Source organism: Psychrobacter sp. DD43 (genome assembly GCF_904846555.1).
GTDB lineage: Bacteria > Pseudomonadota > Gammaproteobacteria > Pseudomonadales > Moraxellaceae > Psychrobacter > Psychrobacter cryohalolentis.
The window spans coordinates 92153-112539 of the sequence record NZ_CAJHBE010000008.1; the positions used below are offsets into that span (position 1 = coordinate 92153).

The 20387-nt window shown below is 43.1% G+C and carries 16 protein-coding genes, 1 tRNA gene and 1 pseudogene; 10 read left to right on the plus strand and 8 right to left on the minus strand.

Annotated elements, in window-relative coordinates; all coding sequences use genetic code 11:
• The first annotated feature begins 297 nt into the window (after positions 1–297).
• On the plus strand, positions 298–2016 hold the full coding sequence (locus JMX89_RS06330; protein ID WP_201530716.1) for a proline--tRNA ligase: 1719 nt from the start codon (positions 298–300) through the stop codon (positions 2014–2016).
• A gap of 103 nt (positions 2017–2119) precedes the next feature.
• Here JMX89_RS06330 and queF read toward each other — a convergent pair whose 3' ends face one another.
• The 4 genes from queF to JMX89_RS06350 form a co-directional block, all read right to left on the minus strand.
• Complete coding sequence (gene queF, locus JMX89_RS06335) at positions 2120–2977, minus strand: NADPH-dependent 7-cyano-7-deazaguanine reductase QueF (protein WP_020442791.1); 858 nt, start codon at positions 2975–2977, stop codon at positions 2120–2122.
• Between the two features lie 114 nt (positions 2978–3091).
• Positions 3092–3865 (minus strand): ABC transporter permease, encoded by a 774-nt coding sequence (locus tag JMX89_RS06340; protein WP_020442790.1) that lies wholly within the window; start codon positions 3863–3865, stop codon positions 3092–3094.
• A 179-nt stretch (positions 3866–4044) separates the two neighbouring features.
• A complete protein-coding gene (locus JMX89_RS06345; protein WP_201530717.1) occupies positions 4045–4992 on the minus strand; it encodes an ABC transporter ATP-binding protein in 948 nt (315 codons plus the stop codon).
• A gap of 239 nt (positions 4993–5231) precedes the next feature.
• The gene (locus JMX89_RS06350) at positions 5232–5909 is read right to left on the minus strand and encodes a c-type cytochrome (RefSeq protein WP_011512827.1); all 678 of its coding nucleotides are present in this window, start codon (positions 5907–5909) and stop codon (positions 5232–5234) included.
• 298 nt (positions 5910–6207) lie between these two features.
• Here JMX89_RS06350 and JMX89_RS06355 point away from each other — a divergent pair.
• From JMX89_RS06355 to JMX89_RS06395, 9 genes are all read left to right on the plus strand, one after another.
• A tRNA-Arg gene (locus JMX89_RS06355) sits at positions 6208–6284 on the plus strand.
• A gap of 159 nt (positions 6285–6443) precedes the next feature.
• The gene (locus JMX89_RS06360; RefSeq protein ID WP_201551099.1) at positions 6444–7907 is read left to right on the plus strand and encodes a tyrosine-type recombinase/integrase; all 1464 of its coding nucleotides are present in this window, start codon (positions 6444–6446) and stop codon (positions 7905–7907) included.
• 269 nt (positions 7908–8176) lie between these two features.
• Positions 8177–8950, plus strand: a complete 774-nt coding sequence (locus tag JMX89_RS06365) for a hypothetical protein (protein WP_201551101.1) — start codon at positions 8177–8179, stop codon at positions 8948–8950.
• Positions 8951–9149: 199 nt separating this feature from the next.
• On the plus strand, positions 9150–9425 hold the full coding sequence (locus JMX89_RS06370; RefSeq protein WP_201551103.1) for a helix-turn-helix transcriptional regulator: 276 nt from the start codon (positions 9150–9152) through the stop codon (positions 9423–9425).
• A gap of 3 nt (positions 9426–9428) precedes the next feature.
• Complete coding sequence (locus tag JMX89_RS06375; protein WP_201551105.1) at positions 9429–9683, plus strand: helix-turn-helix domain-containing protein; 255 nt, start codon at positions 9429–9431, stop codon at positions 9681–9683.
• An 80-nt stretch (positions 9684–9763) separates the two neighbouring features.
• Entirely contained in the window at positions 9764–9958 is a 195-nt protein-coding gene (locus JMX89_RS06380; RefSeq protein ID WP_227673028.1) for a hypothetical protein, read from the plus strand.
• Positions 9951–10202, plus strand: coding sequence for a hypothetical protein (locus JMX89_RS06385; protein ID WP_201551107.1), 252 nt, complete (start codon positions 9951–9953; stop codon positions 10200–10202). The genes JMX89_RS06380 and JMX89_RS06385 overlap by 8 nt, the downstream gene beginning before the upstream one ends.
• A complete protein-coding gene (locus JMX89_RS06390) occupies positions 10195–10389 on the plus strand; it encodes a hypothetical protein (RefSeq protein WP_201551109.1) in 195 nt (64 codons plus the stop codon). Before JMX89_RS06385 ends, JMX89_RS06390 begins: the two co-directional genes overlap by 8 nt.
• A gap of 112 nt (positions 10390–10501) precedes the next feature.
• On the plus strand, positions 10502–12784 hold the full coding sequence (locus JMX89_RS06395) for a YfjI family protein (RefSeq protein ID WP_201551111.1): 2283 nt from the start codon (positions 10502–10504) through the stop codon (positions 12782–12784).
• Positions 12785–13294: 510 nt separating this feature from the next.
• Here JMX89_RS06395 and JMX89_RS06400 read toward each other — a convergent pair.
• From JMX89_RS06400 to JMX89_RS06415, 4 genes and pseudogenes are all read right to left on the minus strand, one after another.
• A complete protein-coding gene (locus tag JMX89_RS06400) occupies positions 13295–16588 on the minus strand; it encodes a type I restriction endonuclease subunit R (RefSeq protein WP_201551113.1) in 3294 nt (1097 codons plus the stop codon).
• Between the two features lie 22 nt (positions 16589–16610).
• Positions 16611–18002, minus strand: a complete 1392-nt coding sequence (locus tag JMX89_RS06405) for a restriction endonuclease subunit S (protein WP_201551115.1) — start codon at positions 18000–18002, stop codon at positions 16611–16613.
• Positions 18002–19744, minus strand: a pseudogene (locus JMX89_RS06410) (class I SAM-dependent DNA methyltransferase); the annotation flags it as partial. The gene JMX89_RS06405 and the pseudogene JMX89_RS06410, both read right to left, overlap by 1 nt.
• A 174-nt stretch (positions 19745–19918) precedes the next feature.
• A complete protein-coding gene (locus tag JMX89_RS06415; RefSeq protein WP_201551117.1) occupies positions 19919–20239 on the minus strand; it encodes a hypothetical protein in 321 nt (106 codons plus the stop codon).
• Between the last annotated feature and the right edge of the window lie 148 nt (positions 20240–20387).

The following is a 20387-nucleotide window of genomic DNA, read 5'->3' on the forward strand; positions in this document are numbered from 1 at the left end:
AGTCAGGTTGTATGCTTAAAATATCGGTATACAGGTATTTTTCGAGCTTTATGCTAAAGACAGCGCTCGATGAAGTCTGGTATTTTTATACAAAATAATATGTTATATCCTTTTTTAAATGCTGTTTACGAACGCACTGCTTACTAGCGTACTGTCTGTTGTAGTACTTTCTAGCTAGGGCATGTCCTACACTATTACCAAGTAATAACAGGTAATCTTGCGTCGGCTATCAAACCACACGCTCAACATCCTACTATTTCTTATTTATTTTATCGTCGATAAGGTTCCGCTTTATTTATGAAAGCCAGTCAATTTTTATTTGCCACGTTAAAAGAAACACCCAGTGATGCAGATATCGCTTCAAGCCAATTAATGGTTAGAGCCGGTCTGATTCGCAAAATCGCTTCTGGATTATATATCTGGTTGCCAATGGGTTTGCGCGTATTGCAAAAAGTCGAGCGTATCGTTCGCGAAGAGATGCAAAATATCGGTGCTCAAGAAGTGCTTATGCCGATGACTCAGCCTGCTGAGCTTTGGCAGCTGACCGGACGTTTTAATGACTATGGTCCTGAGCTACTACGCTTTAAAGACCGTCATGACCGCGATTTTGTATTGGGACCGACTCACGAAGAAGTCATCACCAATCTTGCCCAAGGCGAGCTGCGCAGTTATAAGCAATTACCGATTACTTTCTTTCAAATTCAAAATAAGTTCCGTGATGAAATTCGTCCACGCTTTGGTGTGATGCGCGCACGCGAATTTACTATGAAAGATGCCTATTCATTTCACGTTGACCAAGCATCACTGGCAAAGACGTATGATGAGATGTATGACGCTTATACGCGCATATTCACACGCTTAGGTCTTGATTTCCGTGCGGTACAAGCAGACACTGGCTCAATCGGTGGTTTTGCCTCTCACGAGTTTCACGTCTTAGCAGACAGCGGTGAAGATGATATTGCTTTTTCTGATTCGTCTGAATATGCTGCCAATATCGAGCTTGCAGAATCTGTGAGTACGGCAGAACGCCAGCCTGCAACGATGGCTCGCGAGAATATTGATACCGTCAATATGCCAACCTGTGAAGCCGTTGCTGAGCATTTAAATGTTCCACTTGCCACAACCGTCAAAACATTGATTGTGCAAGGTCATACGCCAGAAGGTGAGCCGCAGCTTATCGCTGTGGTATTACGCGGCGACCATACACTAAACACCATAAAAGCCGAAAAAATTGAAGAAGCCAATGTTCCTTTAACAATGGCAACGGAAGAAGAGCTAAAAGCCGCTGGTCTGCATAAAGGCTATATCGGCGTTGAGCTTAATATGCCCGTCTTTGTAGATCGTGCAGCAGCAGCGCTATCAGACTTTGTCTCTGGTGCCAATGAAATTAACAAGCACACGACGGGTATGAATTGGGAGCGTGACGCGCATATCACCCGTATTGTTGATATTCGCAATGTACACGAAGGCGACCCTTCTCCTGATGGTAAAGGTACGCTACAGATCAAACGTGGTATCGAAGTCGGTCATATCTTCCAGTTGGGTGATAAGTACTCACAAGCGATGAACTGCACTGTTTCAGGTGAAGATGGCAAGCCAGTCACTTTGATGATGGGTTGTTACGGTATTGGCGTCAGCCGTATTATCGCTGCTGCTATTGAGCAAAACAACGATGAAAACGGCATTATGTGGCCATCAACGCCAGATATTAGTGATTCTTTAGCACCTTTTGAAGTCGCTATCGTGCCAATGAAATCAAAAGAAGACACCGTTATGGAAACAGCAACGGCATTGTACGAGGAGCTAAAAGCTCTTGGTATCAATGTATTGCTTGATGACCGTAATGAACGCCCAGGCGTGAAGTTTGCTGACCTTGAGCTGATTGGTATTCCGCATCGTATCGTAGTATCTGACCGTAACTTGGCAGAAGACAAGTACGAATACGTTAATCGCCGTGATAGTGAGAAGCAACTACTTAGCCGTGATGAAGTAGTAGCTAAAGTCAGCGGTAAATAGTGCAACGATAAAATTAGTACCATAAAAAGCGCCTATCTCATTATATGAGATAGGCGCTTTTTATTCTTAGAGGTTTATTTAACAACCATTCACAATGCTTTTATTATTGACGAATCAAACGGCTAGGCACAGGCAATAATGCAATATCGCTCACACGACAAGGATTGATATCAATACCACCTCGACGTGTATACCAAGCACGAACCATGAGCTCACTTGGCTCATAGTATTGACTCAAATCAGCAAATATCTGCTCAACACACTGCTCATGAAAGCCATTATGCTGACGGAAACTTAATATATAACGCAGCATATTTGCGTTATTAACTGGCTTATTAGTGGTTATTGAAACTGCCAATGTCCCCCAATCTGGCTGATTGGTCACCGGACAATTACTACGTAATAGATTAGAATAAAAGCTAAAAGTTTTACCCTCTGATATTTTAGCATCACTTGAATCATGTTCTAATAATGACGCATCAGGATGCAGCGTTAATGCTACTTTCTCAGTACTGTCCGCTAGTGCATCATCAATACAAATGCCATAAGGCTGAGCGATCAATAGCCCTGAATGCTCATCCTCTAAGTCAAACAATTCAACGTTAACTTCAGCTTGTACGCATTTCGACAAATCTTTCGCTATCAGCGTTTGTACTGTTTCCCAACTACCAAATTCAGTAAAGTTGATACTATTTAAATAAAGCTTCAATGACTTTGATTCAACAATAAATGGCGAGCTTGCCGGAATGCCAAAGCGTGCTATCGCGACCTGCGATATACCTTGCTCATTTAACCATGACAGCTCAAATGCCTGCCACCAATCGATACCTATCTCTAGCTTATCATCCTGCCAACCAATGACCTCTCGCCCCATACTACGAGCAATCGGATATAACGTCTCTGGACTATACTCAGTTGGATAATCAGTGGTTTGTTCACCCAAGATACCGTGGATACTCATTGGTATTTCCTAATAGTAATGATTGAAATTAAATAACATTTAAAGTTTTAGTAAAATTATTAACCAGTTCAAGTGCTCGAACGGAATGAAAGATTTATATAAACCTTATTCTTCCTACAAACGTACGTGCGAGCCGTCACTTAATAGTCGATAGGCAATGGTATAAAATATCGCACAAAAAGCAAAAATAGCGCCCATTGAATACCAGACATTGACGTCAGAATAGCCCAAAATCCCGTAGCGGAATGAGTTGACCATATAGACGATTGGGTTCAATAATGAGATATTTTGCCAAAATGGTGATAAGTTTTCCATCGAGTAGAACACCCCGCCAAGATAGGTCAGCGGCGTTAATACAAAACTTGGAATGATGGAGATATCATCAAAAGAGCGGGCAAATACAGCATTGATAAAGCCGCCCAATGAAAACAGAATAGAGGTGCCAAGGACAGTAAATATGGTCACAAATAAATGTTCAATACCCAAATCAGTAAAGAACAGCGCCACGATCGAGACAATGATACCAATCGCTAATCCGCGGAAAATACCACCGCTGATATAGCCCATCAAAATAGCATGTTTTGATACAGGCGAGACCAAAAGCTCCTCGATACTGGCGGTGAATTTGGCACTAAAAAAGCTTGAGACCACATTAGAATAGCTGTTAGTGATGATTGCCATCATAATCAAACCAGGCACGATAAACTGCATATACGGCACACCGCCCATCTCACCCACACGTGGTCCAATCATCTTACCAAAGATGACAAAATACAGGCTCATGGTAATGACTGGCGGCAATAACGTCTGCGGCCAAATACGTAGAATCCGGCGCACTTCTTTGACCAAAATAGTGCGAAATGCAATCCAGCGTTGTGCAAAGTTCATGCGGTATCTCTCCTAAGCGCCTATGCTTGCTAGAGTAAATAGTCTCTAGTGCAAACAGAGTTGCTTATCTGATTATTCTATTTAATATATATGTTGAATGAAGACTTATTAATACGGTCTTGTTATTCATAAAAATTCGTTATAAAGCCCAACTTTCAAAGGTAGCTAATGCTAAAGAGCTACGAGCTTAAAGGTTCATGTAGGCTTTTATCTACCAGACGCATAAACAGCTCTTCTAAACGGTTGGCTTTATTACGCATACTCGCGACCGTAATACCTTGCTCAGACAATTGAGTAAAGACACCATTTAACGACTCACCTTCTGTCAATGTTACCTCAATCGTCAAATCATCCGGCTGCACGACATCCGTCACACCAGTTAATACTATTTGATGTGTTAACGGAGTCGCCACATCAAAGACAAAAGTCTCAACCGATAACTGCGCAAGCAAGTCTTTCATTTCAGTATTGATACGAATTTCACCGTGATCCAAAATCGCGATACGCTTACACAGCTGCTCAGCTTCTTCAAGATAATGCGTAGTTAGAATAATGGTCGTGTTTTCTTCAATATTAATCTGCTCCATAAACTCCCACATTGAGCGGCGTAGCTCAATATCAACCCCAGCAGTCGGTTCATCTAATATCAATAGACGTGGCTTATGTATGAGCGCCCGTGCAATCATCAATCGACGCTTCATACCACCTGAGAGCTCACGCGATTTGCTGTCACGTTTTTCCCAAAGTCCCAAAGCTTTGAGCAACTTCTCTGCACGCGGTTTTGCTTCTTTTGCTGCAATGCCAAAATAGCCTGCTTGAGTAATAAGAATGTCTTCAACTTTTTCAAACTGATTAAAGTTAAACTCTTGCGGTACTACGCCCAAAAACTGCTTGGCTTTTGAGGGATCAGATAACAAGTCCGTACCAAAAATATGGACACTACCCGCTGTTGGCTTAAAGAGCGAGCTGATGATACCAATCATCGTTGACTTACCAGCACCATTTGGTCCCAGTAACGCAAAAAATCCCCCTTGCGGAACCGTAAGACTGACATCTTTTAATGCCGAAAATCCGTTGCTATAAGTTTTGGATAAATTCTGAATCGATAGTGCTGGTACTTCAGACATGAATACCTCTTTATGAATGATTAATCTAAAAAATGCTGTATCAGCATGCCAATTCTTATAATCGTTGCTGTCGTGTATTAATGTGAGGCTTAAGGGAAGCTATTTCAACGGTGGTATATCATAACGACGACATGAGTCCTATCAATCATACATAAAAAAGCACCTACCTCACTATGAGATAAGTGCTTTTTATTTATTGCCTTTTAAAGTGCGATATTAAAGCACCTTAGCCATAAAAACTAGCTGGCTTCACCAACCATATAATCAACGGCATTTTGCACTTCTTCATCAGGAATATCTGCGCCGCCTTTGGCAGGCATAGCATTGAAACCATTGATAGCATGGGTATATAGGGTATCTTTACCTTTTGCTATACGAGGTCCCCAAGCACCCGCATCACCTAACTTAGGAGAGCCAAGCAGTCCTGACGCATGACAAGTTTGGCATACCGCGTTATAGACTGCTTTACCATCACGAGGACCATCGCCTGCAGCTGGACCAGCAGAACGAGCCGTCACGTCACAAACTTCATCTTCTTCAAAACATATTTTGGCAACAGGCTGAATACGAGCAATCAGGTTCGGATATAACGCAATCAATTTTTGTACTTGCGGCGTATCTTGTGGAATTGGCTCTTCAACAGCAGCTGGTGCGGCTGCCGCAGTTGCCTCGGCTGGTGCATCTGTTGCTGTCGCGTCTGCTTGTGCAGTTGCATCAGCAGAAGCAGCGCCATCCGTGGTGTCAGCCGCCGCTTGAGGCTCATCACCTAGCTTTTGAGGGGCATTTTCGACAACCTCTTTGCCTTCTGCGACAGCAGATATAGTAACGGGTGTATCTATAGCACTTTCAGCTTGGCTCACAGCGATACTAGCGATTCCTAGAATGGCAGCTGCCGATAACATAACTACTTTTCTCATTCGTCACGTTCTCTTATTACGTATACAAGGGTCAGCAAGACTTAGACATTCTGTCTGTCCTCCTTTGACAACAAACCGTTGTCAATAGCAAACAGCCATCCCGCATGCGAGCGCACTTGTAATCGGTGATTATAAATATGGATTCTCCCTGACATTATAAGGGAAAAGACGGGTAGATTGCCATGCCTGTTTGCGGACTATGCTGTTTTTTCTTAAAAAACCTCAATAGCTGGCTTCATTCATTGGCTTTATGACTTTTATTTGTTAGACTAAGCGGTCTTTATTTTTAGGCACTTTTGCGCTCGTAGCTCAGTTGGATAGAGTATCGGTCTCCGAAGCCGAGGGTCGTGGGTTCGATTCCCGCCGAGCGCACCAATCATCGTATTACCCCCTTCCCTAGCATTACCTAAAACCTCTAAACCCCTTTGTTATCAACATATCAAGTCTTTCAATATTACTTGTCATTACCTAGTAGCACCTATAGAATGTTGTTAAATTTGTTGTTAAAATTTATTTAACATCTTTGGGGCTGGCATGAATAAGAGAAAAGACTATTTATTAACTGATAATGGCGTGAAATCTATCGCCAAGCAGGCAGCGCCTGATAAAGTCGCTCGTCATAGCGATGGTAATAGCCTATATCTGATACAACACCCCAATGGTTCATTGTTTTGGCAAATATCATACCGCTATCAATCGGACAAGGATATTCAGCCAAAACAGAAAACCTATCAAATCGGTATCTATAAATCATCAAAGCAAGCCATTGACGCCTCATTCAAGCCGCACGTAACGCTAAAGCAAGCGCGTATCGAACGTGACAAGGCTAAAGCGTTACTGACTGTTGGTATCGACCCCACCGCCCATAAGAGCATCGAAAAGAATAACTTTGAGCAAAAGGACTTATTCAAAGTCATTGCCAAAAGCTATATAGATGAAAAGTCTAAGACCACGATTAAGAACGTGCGAAAGCTGCAAGGATTCTTAGACAATCATATCTTAAAGCACTTAGGCGCATACCCTATTGGTGCTATCACCGCGCAGGACATCATTAAGACAGGGCTTGCCATTCAAGCGACCTTCGAGCAGCAAGGCAAACATACCTCTGAAACCGCGCATAAGTGTATGGGGCTGATTAGCTCAATCTTTGAGTATGCTATTAATACGCTAGGCTATGATATTATTAACCTTGCCATTGGCCGCAACAAGGCACTCAGACCACATAAAGCCGAACGCATGAAAGCGGTAGAGCAGCACCAATTCCCCGACCTACTCCGTAACATTGACCAATATCTTAACAATCACCCAAACGCCCATGAGCAGACCGTAGCAGGTTTACAGCTTATGACGCTGTGCTTTGTGCGTACAAAAGAGCTTAGGCACTTTGAATGGTCAGAGATTGATTATCATAAAAGCGTGTGGCGTATTCCAGCCGCCAAGATGAAAATGCGCCAAGACCATATTATCCCGCTATCACCGCAAGCCATGGCTATCATTGAGCATATGCGACCCATGACCGAACAGACAGGCTATGTGTTCTATAACTTTGAGTCAAACAAGCCCTATAGTGAAGCGTGGTTCAATCAGGCGTTACAGCGTATGGGCTATAAAGATGATCCCTACCCTAAGATGACAGGTCACGGCTTTAGGCAGCTTGCCAGCACAGGACTGTATGAGCTGCAATTTTCTGAAAGTTTGATAGAGATACAACTCGCCCACCTTGAACAATCTAGCGTCAGAAGACGCTATGACCTATCAGAGCATTTAGCCGAGCGCCAAATGATGATGCACCGCTGGGCGAACTATCTTGATGACTTACGGGCTGGCAAGGTGATCAGCTTTGATTTATTGACTCCTGATGAACTCGCTAAAGAAATGGATAGCAGAAATGAGCAAGCGACTGATATAGCACTGCATGATAAAGATATTTTGATAAAGAGCTTACGGGCACAAGGCGTATCACAAGAGGTACTAGCCAAACTTGCCGAGCAGCTTTAACAACAACATTTAACAACATTTAACAACATGAAGCAGCTGATTTTAACTATGAAAATATGACTATGCGTCATGATAACACTGCCAAAACTGACGAAACCTATTGGTAAGGGCGATATAACAGACAAAACCGAACTTGATAGCGTCAATCGCTGTCATAACCAATTGCAAGGCTAGGATTAATTACCCGAACACCGTCAGTTTTACACACCTTTATGACGGTAATGCCTTGCACCTTTTTATACTAAAGTGTGTATTAGAAGGTGTGAATTATGGAATATGTTGGTATTACCGATGCAGAGTCCTTCAGGCTAATGGACATACTAAGCATTAATGATGCAGCTGCATTAATTTCAGGAGCATCACCAAGTGATGTGGACTATGACTCACAGTATGATTTTTTCTTTTTAAATGAACAAAATAGAAGCTACACAAATTCAAGTAAAACGTCATTCAATATTGCTAAGACATCATTAACTCGTTCTATAACTGTAGGCAGATTGAAAGCAAACATAGTATCAATCCTAAATGAAAAACGAGTTTCACAATCTAACTTGCAAAGCGATTGGATAGTTTTGAATGGAATTGATCCCAAAGAAACTATGATAGATAGAGAAGATTTAAAAAACTGGCTCGAAGATAGAGGTGTTTATCCTCCTCTGCTATTTCCAAACGGGAAAAAAGATGACTACATGGATTCAAATCATCTTCATTACGCTCCTAAATTAGCAGTATGTGTTAAAGCTTGGGAGGTTGCTCAAACAGCTGATCTACAAGGTGAAACATATAAACAGTTCATGACTAATTGGATATCAAAAAACGCTTCATCGTATGGAGTAGAAAATCAGAGCGTCAAAGTTTTTGAAAGTTTGGCAAGCATTTCTAATTGGGCAACTAAGGGTGGGCGAGCAAAAAACAAACATACCCTACCATTAGAAGAACATTCTAATGCTAGTAGCAAGGAAATAAAAATTCACAAAGAATTAATCGCTATTTTGCCTAGTATTAACGTTTCAGAACATGAAAAAGATGACTTGCCATTTTAACCCACCCCCCTATTAAAAAGCTTATAAACACTAAGTTTTGGGAAATTATGCATTCTGAATATCTTACCTCTTAATTTAATGGTCGGGAAATAGTTCCCTACCATACTGTCTATTTCAGTATATAAATACCCTCTATTATTTACCTCATAGCAACCCGCCATTACTGGCAATTCCTTTAATAGCTACGAGGTAAATTATCATGACCTTAGTCGACCAATATCTAAGAATGGCAGACCTTGCCAATCAACCTGAGCGTAAAGCCAAGACTTATACCACCCGATCAGGCCAACAGCGCACCGTCACAGCCAAAGCTGCCACACGCGGTATTACTGGCTTTAGTGCCAAACATATCTACCATCTAATCAATCAGCATAAATTCCCAGCCCCCGTAAAAATCGGACGGTCTAGTCTATGGCGCTTGTCTGATATTAATGCATGGCTTGCCAGTCATGCCGCAACTACTAGCGAGGTATAAGCCATGATTACCTCAAAACAGCCAACCAAGCAAACCTATAGCCAAATTATGATGGCGCACCTAATGACAGACGCAACTATCACCATATGGGACTATATCTGTCTTCATCAAATCACTTGTTTGGCTCAACGGATCAGTCAGTTACGCGCTAGTGGTGTGAGCATTGATGATGAAATGGTCACGCAAAATGGCAAACAGTTTAAGCGTTATTGGATAGCCCAGCCAACCAACACTACAGACAGCGTGGTGACACCATGAGCATGACCGAACAATTAGAAGTCTTAAAACCGCGCCTAGTGGCCGTGGACACTTATACGCTGTGCCATGTGGACGACTACATGCAAGACGTATCGAACGATTGTGAAAGCCTTGCTTATGCTTTGAACCTGATTGAAACAGCCGATCCAGCAAGCAAGGGCGTGATTGTGGCGGTACGTTCCGCGCTACTGGCACACAGCGAACACGCCAGCAAAATGAGCGCGGACATCATGGGCGAGCTAATCACACAAGACGAGGTATCAATCAATGAGTAATCAAATAGTAGTATCAGCCGACCAGTTAGAAAGTATCAATGAGCAGATAGTATTATTGAGTATTGATGCAGGTCATTTAGCAATGGCACTGCAAGCCGTGCAAGTAGATTGCGCGGTATCAGGTGGCGTGATTAACGCGGTCATCATGGCGCTATCGGACAATGCCGCCACCACTGAGGACATAGCCGACCAGCTAGACGGCATGTTGTCAGCACCACAAGCGGAGGTATCAAGCCATGAGTAGTAATGAAACTGAAACCAATCTAAAAGCCGACCACGGGCAGCACAGCGACAAACAGGCTGGCAAGCGTGGCCTACTGCTAAGATTTATCATTTTTATGGCACAGGTAGTAGCCATTGGCTTACTTATATCATTAGTGGCTGGCCAGCAAAACGAACCTAAAATCTTCGTTATTAAGGTGGGCAGCTAATGAGAAACTACCCGCAGCCAAAGCAAAGCCATAAGTATGCCAAGCGTAAAAGCTACTATGAGAAGTATGGAGAGCAGCGCAAGCCGAACCAGTCACAAGCAAGGAGAACTAGATGACCACCACAGCACAAACCGACAGCCAAGAAAAAGCCCACGGCAAGGTGGGCTTATCTAGCATCTTAGGTGACTATCCAGTAGCAACTATCGAAGCACTATCAGACTTTACTATTTTAGCTCAAAACTACCCATTATTGAACCCTAGAAGCTTAATAGTTATTGATGAAAAGGTAACACCAATCAAAGGAGAAAATGCAGCAGATAAGCTGGACACAGTAGGCACTATAGGAATGGTTTTATATAACAAAAACTACGAGCCGACAAGCTTACGATGCTTATATGCTGATGACAATATCACTCCGATCATAACCGACACTAGCCAGCCGTCCGCCTATCTTATTGGCTCACGAAGCAATGACAGCGAGCTTATCGCAGTAGATAACTTTGACGATGGCATAACCTTAGCCAAATGCTTAATCAACGAGCATGTAACGATAGCTATTAGCCCTACTGAATGGTTATTCAATGACACGGTTAAGCATTTTTCACAAGACAGACCCATCACTATCTGTACAACATTGGACAAAGTGGACGAGGTAGGTAAGCCGCTGGCAGGTCATAACGTAAATGTGGTAGTTACCAGTGATAGAACCGTATTAGAACACTTGGAATATGGCGGCTTAAGCTATGCGGCTATTTTGGCAGACAGTAAAACCACTATAACCAACTTACAAGCTGACGCATGGGGAGACCCCAAACCTATCAATCACATATTGCCACCAGTGACCAGCATAACGCCTGACATGCTACCTGAACCCCTATATAACTATGCTATCAATACAGCCGAACGTCTAGGCGTACCGATTGAGTTTGTAGCAGTACCGTTAGTAGTGGCACTAGGGAGCGTTATTGGCACCAAGGTGGCTATCATGCCAAAACGCTATGATAACTGGGATATTGTGCCTAATCTATGGGGTGCAGTTATAGGCAAACCATCTAGTAAGAAAAGTCCATCAATTACAGAAGCAATGAAACCCATTGATAACCTAGTCAGTAAAGCACGGGCAGACTATGAGCTGAATAAACAAGAACATGAAACCCAAAAGCTCATTAATGACAGTAAAGCCAAGATAGCCGAAAAGGAGTTAAAGAAGCTCGCTGATACGCTGGCTAGTCAAACTGATGACGATGACGGCACGGACAAAGTTACTGATGGTGACTTACGACAAAAAGCCACCTTTATAGCAGACAGCAAAAAGCAAGATGAAAGCATACCCATACCGCGCAGACATATGGTAGGTAATATTACTATGGAAAAGCTGGGCGAAATCGAGAACCAAAATAACAATGGTGTATTACAGTTTCGTGATGAACTATCAGGATTTTTAGCCAGCCTTGAAAAGGACAGCGAGCAAGAACAAAGGGCATTTTATCTATCAGGGTTCAACGGCACAGGTAGCGAAATGGTGGACAGAATAGGGCGTGGTTCATTATTCATTGAAAATCATTGTTTATCGGTCATGGGCGGCATACAGCCTGATAAATTAGAGATGTACTTAGAGCAGACCATGCGAGGGTTAGGCAATGATGGCTTGATGCAACGCTTTCAGATGATGGTTTACCCTGACCCACTACCAAGACGTAAAGAAAAAGACATAGCAGTCGATAGGGAAAGCCGCGATGCCGTGTACGAATTATTTATAGCCGCTGATGGGCTTTTTGAGGGCAAACTTGCCAGCTATGGCGCTAATGAGTCAAACGAGTATTACAAGCGCCCTTACTTCCGTTTTGCTGATGATGCTTACAAAGTTTTTATGGATTGGTACGATGCACTACAAGCCAAAGCTGATGATACAGAACATGAGGTGATAGCTCAGCACTTACTTAAATATGGCAGACTGATACCAGCTCTAGCGTTGATATTTCATTTAGTGGATTGTATCGAGATTGGCAGCTATTTAGGTGGGGTTAGCCTTAACGCATTAAGGGCAGCGATTGCGTGGGGTGATATGTTAGAAACGCACATGCTTAGAGTGTATAGCTGTATTACTGATAATTCGCACCTCAAAGCGTCTTTATTAGCTAATAAAATACTGGCATTACTTAAAAAGCCAAGTGATAAAACTGACAAAACCGATTGGATTAGCCACGGCTTTACCGCTCGCAGTCTAAAGCGCAAGAACTGGAAAGGCTTAACTGATGATAATGCCGTCCAAACAGCACTTGACGTATTGATAGAATATGACTGGCTCGACTATAAAGAAGTAAAAAGCACAGGACAAGGTGGCAGACCAACAGAACGCTACTGGATTAACCCCAAATTAACTGAGCTTATATAGGTTTCGTCAGTTTCGTCAGTTTCGTCAGTTTCGTCAGTGCAGTTATAGGGCGTTATTTAAAAATAGCGTCCTTTTTTATTACCTAGCGTTTGGTTTTGTCAGTTTTGGCAGTACAGTATCAGAGCTGATAATAATAGTTAATCATATAGGCAGGCGTGTATGGTCTGCCTTTTTTGTGCCTGATGATACTACGCTCATAAGCCCATCTGAACATATTGACTGCATTAACAGATACCCCCAAGTTTAGGGCTAGCGACTTGGCTTTGGATTACCCATACCGCCATTATTTGATCGATTGAACACGAAAAACTTGGAAGCAAAACCGTGGAATCAAGAAAATTAGGAAGCAAAACCCGCCTTTTTCAGAATATTGGAATCACGCCAATCGCTTAACACGTAATAGATACAGCAGAATCAGAGAAGGAATTTGGAATCACGAGTAAGCAGGAAAAAGGGATTTATTCACCTAGATGAATAGAACCCCTTGTTACCTTAAATTTTCTGTATAACCTATCCTGAAACCTCAGCACCCAACTTCGTATCAAGCATCAATCTAATAAATTTCTTAAACTGATTAGGATTAGACAATAAGTGCATGGTCATGCCCTCATAAGCTTCTTGGCTCTCAAATAGCGCATCCATTGCGGCATCAGGATAACCACCCAGCATGATTTGATCCGTACTGTTATTACTGAATTGCTTGACCACAATCTCATTTTCGGTGACTTTATCCCAAATGGTGTTTTGAAAATTAACCATGTCGTTCTCGGTAAAGTCCTCGCCAGCAAACACCTCATTCAAGCGCTCAATTACCTGCGATAAAAACGCTTCTTTTATATCTTTAGGCGTGGCCGTACCAGCGCCACCGCCCGCTTCTAGTTCCCCACTACCCTCTTGTAGCTTTAGGTCTTGCTGATGGAGAATTGAGACACGGTAATGGCTCATGACAATATTACTTAGATCAACCTCATCTTCATCATCAAAGCTTTCACGCAGTAGCGGCTGTAGATTGCGTGCGTATAGGCTAAGCTTCTCCAGCTCTTTATCGTCATAGTCAACGATTTGTGACATAAACTCATATTGACGGGTGAATGTCCCTAAATCCTTTTTAAAGATCTCCAGCGCATCTTGATCGGTTTTAAAGCCTTTATAGTCGTTTTCGGCATTGGTCATCAGCACCACATCGCCCGTCGCTTTGGTACGCTCAAGCATTGCTTTAGCATGCTGTGCTTGTTCGCGTGCCAGCTTATAGCGCTTTTGCCAACGCTCGACCGCGGGCTTGCAGATATTACTAATGGCGGCATTAGACTTATTCTTGCTATAGAAGGCTTCAACAAACTGCTCGACTTCGTTCTTAGTGAAGATACCACTAACGCGCAGCTTCTCGTAGAGATCAAACACTTGATCAGGGTCAGACACGTCCGCTAAGTGTGCGGTTTCATAATACGGTTGGAAGGCCTCTAAAATATCTTCAGGATCATTAAAGAAGTCGAGGACAAAGGTGCCACTCTCCGCTTTACCTTTATAGGTACGGTTAAGCCGTGATAAGGTCTGTACGCAGTCCACGCCCGTCAGTTTCTTATCGACATACATAGCGCAGAGTTTAGGCTGGTCAAAGCCTGTCTGGAACTTATTAGCTACCAGCATCACTTGATAGTCATCACTGTCAAAGGCTTTACGCATATCTCGACCTTTGAGTCCGATATTCATATTACTTTCGGTGAACTTCTCGCCAAGCAATGCGCTGCTATCAGGATCATTATCAGTAAAGGTGACTTCACCTGAGAACGCCACCATAGCATTGATGTTTCTATAGCCGTACTCAGCGATATAGTTATCAAAAGCGATTTTGTAACGTACCGCTTCTTTACGTGAACCCGTCACGACCATCGCTTTGGCTTGGCCGCCAAGTAAGCCTTTGATGTTGTCATTAAAGTGCTCAATGATGATTTTTACTTTCTGGGCGATATTGTGCTCATGGAGGCGTACCCAGTTATTGAGCTTAATCTTAGCGCGGCGTGCATCGACTTCATCATCAGCAGCGGCAAGCTTTTGTTTGAGCTGATAGACCACCTTATAGTTGGTGTAGTTTTTTAGCACATCTAGGATAAAGCCCTCTTCAATAGCTTGGCGCATTGAATAGACATGATAAGCAGCTGGCAGGTTATCTTTCGATGCTGGCAAGTCAGGATTAGGGAAGCGTCCAAACAGCTCGATGGTTTTAGGTTTAGGCGTGGCAGTAAAGGCGTAGTAGCTTAGGTTGGGACTGCTACGGCGGGCAGCAAGCGTGGCGTCCAATATGTCCTCGCTAGATAGCGGCGCGTCATCGTCTGCATTATTCTCTATATCACCAGAGACCAGTACTTCTTTAAGCTGGCGAGCTGTAGAACCGGTCTGTGATGAGTGTGCTTCATCGGCAATGATGGCATAACGGCGCGACTTTAGGACGCTTGAATCTTCAATGGCTTTAAGCACAAACGGGAAGGTTTGAATGGTGACAATGATAATGGGCTGTGAATCTACCAGTGCGGCGGCAAGTTTCTCAGATTTAGAGCCGTCACCTTCTTTTCTATTGATTTTACCTACCACGCCATCGGCATGTTCAAACTGATAGATGGTTTCTTGGAGCTGGTCATCAAGCACCGTACGGTCGGTGATGACAATCACTGAATGAAACTGTTTATCGCCGTCGCTGTTGTATAGCGTGGATAGCTGATGCGCCGTCCATGCGATAGAGTTAGACTTGCCTGAGCCTGCGCTGTGTTGAATCAGATACTTTTGCCCTGCACCTTCGGTCACGGCAGCATCAACCAATTTAGTCACCACATCCCACTGATGATAGCGTGGGAACATCATGGTCTCGCGTTTAGACTTGCGCCCAATCGCGTCCTCTTCTTCCTCTATCTGCAAGTGCATAAAATGGCCGAGAATGGCCAAGAGATTGTCTGGGGTGAGTACTTCATTCCATAGATAATCAGTAGCATAGCGGCTGCTATCGCTGGGCGTATCATTACCCGCACCGCCCGCTTTAGTACCTTTATTAAACGGTAAGAAGTAAGTACTGTCCCCTGCCAGCTTCGTTGTCATATAGACTTCATATTGACTGACGGCAAAATGTACCAATGCGCCGCGCTTAAACGTTAGTAGCGGCTCAGGCTTTTTGGTATCAGGGTCTTTTGGCAGGCGTGTCTTCTTATACTGAGTAATAGCGTTTTGTACCGATTGCTTAAACTCAGACTTTAGCTCCATCGTCGTCACGGGTATGCCATTGACGAATAGCACGACATCAATACGGTTACGCTTAGCGACTTTGTCATTAGCATCAGCGCCGTCTTTTAAACTGGCATGAGGGCTATAGACTACCTCAGGGACAACACGGCAGATATTGGCCTCGTACCGTGCCATGATTTCAGGGTTCAAGCTATGTTCAGGTTTAAACTGGCACAAGCTAAAACGCGCATTACGAATCTTTAACTCATGACGCAATACGCCCAATGTGCCGTAAGTGCGCGACGCTCTATCAGTGGACTGCTCATCGGCTTTGTTTAACTGCTTAACCAATGCGGCGATGAAGTGACGCTCAGAGTCGATAGGAAAGGTACGGCAAAACTTCTCCCACTCTTGCGGCTGGGTGGTCTGCACAAAGTCTAGCACGTCTTGCTCATATAGCGCGGTCTCTGCTTGATAGCCGTTAGGACTACCCAATTGCCAGCCTTGCGCTTGCATTTGGCTGACGATATCGGCTTGGAAGACAGATTCATAAGTGACGTTGTGCGCGTTAATAGCAGTGCTGGTCTGAGTCATGGTGTGGTTCTTATTATTAGTATTATGTTATGGATTCAATTTCTACTTCAACATCATCAATCACATCAGGCGCTTGCCAGCCGCGCACGTCAATCTTGCCAGTGACGGCGGCAGAGATTAAAGCGGTGCGGCGTTCTTGCATGAGTTGAATTTGCTTATTAGCTCTTTCCATTAAAGTGTCAATTTTCAAGGTTAAGTCATCTAAATGGTTTACTATTTTAATTTGTTTGTCCATTTCTGGCGCTGCAACTTTCAAAGATGCAACCTTTTCCTGATTGATATTTGGTTGCCCACCTCCTGATGACAGTTGAACAATTTCATTCCTATACGCAAACAACCAATAAAATAGAAATTTATTAAATATAACTTTAGAGTCTGAAAGAACACAGCATGCTTGGTTTGTAGTAGCATCAACACCCAGTATTGCTACTCTGCCAATAGTCGCACCATACATAGCAATAACAACAGATCCAGAGGGATGGATTTTTAGTGCCGAATATTTTTTCATTGTTAGTGTAGATACTTTTTTTAGTGTATCTGTTATAACATTTTCTCTTAACTCACCTGTTGTAACCCAAGGAACAGTACCATTAAAAGAATTATCGTCGCTTGTTGAGGGTGTCGTGCCAGACCCAATAGAATTAAATGCATATGATAGCTTCCAAGTTTCCCAATGCTCAGGCACTTCCCCTAACCATTCAACACCCGAATCTTTCATCGGCGCATCAGGATTTAAGCCTTTAGTCACGGCATGACTGATGACGGCTTGGCGCTTTTCTTTTAACAGTTGAATGAGGGTTTGTTGCTTATCAATTAAGGTATCAATTTGGGCAGTTTCGTGGTCGAGGAAGTTGGCTATGGTTTGTCTTTCATCTAAAGACGGCAACCAAATTTCGACCCCTTTAAGAATAGCTTGGGTGATACTAAAAACTTTAACGCCTTTCACCATGTGTCTAATTTGAGTTCTTATTTCCTTAGAGTCCATCAAATAGGCATAAAAGCGACTACATTGACGGTCAAAAGGGCGAGCAATAACTGTATGATAACCAGCAAAAATTACATCATCACTAACTAACTGGGTAAAATTCCCTGAACCTTCTATATCTTCAGAAGTATCAGCAAACACTAAATCACCCTTAGTAAGCAAGGCATAAGGAGATGATTGTAAATACCCTTCATCAACACATTTTAGATAATGCTTCTTTGGATCAACTTCAAAGCCATATTTTGAATGAACTTCTCCATAGCTTACACAAGGTACACCAGTATCTAAGAGGTCTGCTTTGGTTATAGTTAAACCCCGACCAAATGAAAACATATACCTAAGCTTACTAAGCCCCCAATGATCAGGAATCTCCCCCAGCCACTCAACCCCAGAGTTTTTATATTCTGCATACTGCTGATACTTCGCCATTACGAATGCACCTCACCCAATAACTTCATAATCTCAGTGCTAACAGCATCCAAGTCGGCATCAATCTCTTGTAGCGGACGTGGCGGCTCATAGACATAGAAGTGACGGTTAAACGGTATCTCAAAGCCCACAATACCGACCTCTTCATCAATAGCATCTGTCTTATCGGCATTGATCCACGCATCAGGCACATGCGGCTGCACCTCACGGGCGAAATAACTTTCAATCAACTCAGTGGTCGTCACCTCAGGATTAAGCGGCACGTTTTCATAATCACGTAGATCGCTATCAGTTTGGAACTCGACTATTTTGGCTGGCTTGTCTGAATTGGCAGCTTTGTAGCTAAACGCACCATAGAGCGGATTGGCAACCTTGACCGCTTTTTTAATGACGGGTGCTGCGTCAGGATTCTTCCACGTGATGGCATCCATCAGCTGCTTTTTCTCTTTAGCATCTAAAGAGATATCAAGATTAACCTCAGTATCTTTTAACGCTTGTTTAAACACTTTATCAAACTCATTAAAGTCATCGAATTGGCTTGCGCCTATAGCCGCTTGTAATGCTTTGGCTTTATTCATAAGCACAAGCTGTAACTGCCATACTTTTGAATCAAGCACGTCTTTGATTTGGCTTTCTTTCAGCTCGCTAAAGTCCGCCTTAATCATCGCTCGGGCTTCTAAGGTGACCACTGATAAATCACCATAGCTGTCACTGTCATTATCAGTCGTCCAGTTACTACCAAAGGCTTCATATAGCGCTGACATGACCATATCGAACGGTTTAGGCGCATAGCGTAGGCTATCAATGGCGCTGTCAGATAGTTGCGCCGATAGACGTAGCGGCCGCTCAATGGTGATACGGCGATAGCCAAACTCATGGGTGGCAAATATCTTACTGGCGAAGGTCTTGGCAGCCTCAATCTTAAGATTAGCAGACTGACGACCACGACTAGACTTCACCTCATCAACCTTATCTAGTACGCGCGCATCAACCACTTCAAAGTTACCAAAGCTGCGGGTAATGGTCTTGATGTCGTCATCATTCATCTCATTACGCTTAGAGCCAAGTGATTTACGCATCTTGCTGTATAGGTTACTACCATCAATCAATTGCACCTTGCCGCGACGCTCAGGCGCTTTCTTATTGCTTAATATCCAGATGTAGGTCGCAATGCCGGTGTTATAGAACATATCATTTGGCAAGGCGATGATGGCCTCTAGCAAATCAGCCTCTAAGATATAACGGCGAATCTCACTCTCGCCACTACCTGCGCCGCCCGTGAATAACGGTGAACCATTTAAGATGATACCGATGCGGCTGCCCTGATTGCTATTTTGACCATTACTAGCTTCTTGCTCAGTAGCAGTAATCGGACGCATCTTGCTCAGTAAGTGCATCAGGAACAGTAGAGAACCGTCAGACACGCGCGGCAAGCCAGCGCCAAAACGACCATCAAAGCCTTTTTGCGTATGCTCGTCATTGATCTCGCCTGATATCTTTTTCCAATCTACCCCAAATGGTGGGTTAGACAGCATGTAGTCGAACTTCTCAGCGACCAGCTGATCACTGGATAAGGTATTGCCCAGCTTAATGTTATTCACCTCTTGCCCTTTGATCAGCATATCGGCTTTACAGATGGCATAAGACTCAGGGTTTAACTCTTGCCCATAGGTACGCATGACCGCATCAGGGTTAAGCTCTAGCACGTATTCCATACCAGAGGATAAGAAGCCGCCCGTGCCCATGTATCCGTAACATTAACCACTAGTGACAAGTACTCTAGCCCTTTAAAAACATAGATATAGGTACATTTAATTTATGTCCATAGTAAACTGAGTTTAATAGTGACATAAAATGAAATTTGTCACCAGTATAAGACTATTTATTATATAGTTGTCTAGATAAAGTAGAGTTACTTATAATATAAATATATTATTAACTTTGGTTTTTTGGTCATAACCTTCCACCCTTGCTAGTGTTGAGTAATCCATCGCTTTGAATTTCATTTTAGACCTATACGGAATAAATAGCTCATCCAGAGTACAGTCAAAGCCACAATCCTCTATTCCAAACATATAATCAAAAAACACCTTGCCCACAGCAGACTGTGGATGACTAGCATCGCGGAAAGATTTATTGCGATACCAGTTGCCACTAGATATCTTTCTGAAAATCCGTTCTATGCTGCCAGAAATAGAATTTGATGCATGTTCCTGAGTAATATTTGGTTTTTGCATGAAGGCCGCTGCACCTTCAACAGCTTTCCAAATTATATAATTCATCTCTGCACACGACAAAAAAATCATCTCCACCCGATTTTCATAGGTTTAGGGGTTAAAAAGCTAACTAACTGTCGAAATACAGTCTTATCATTGTTAAAGAACA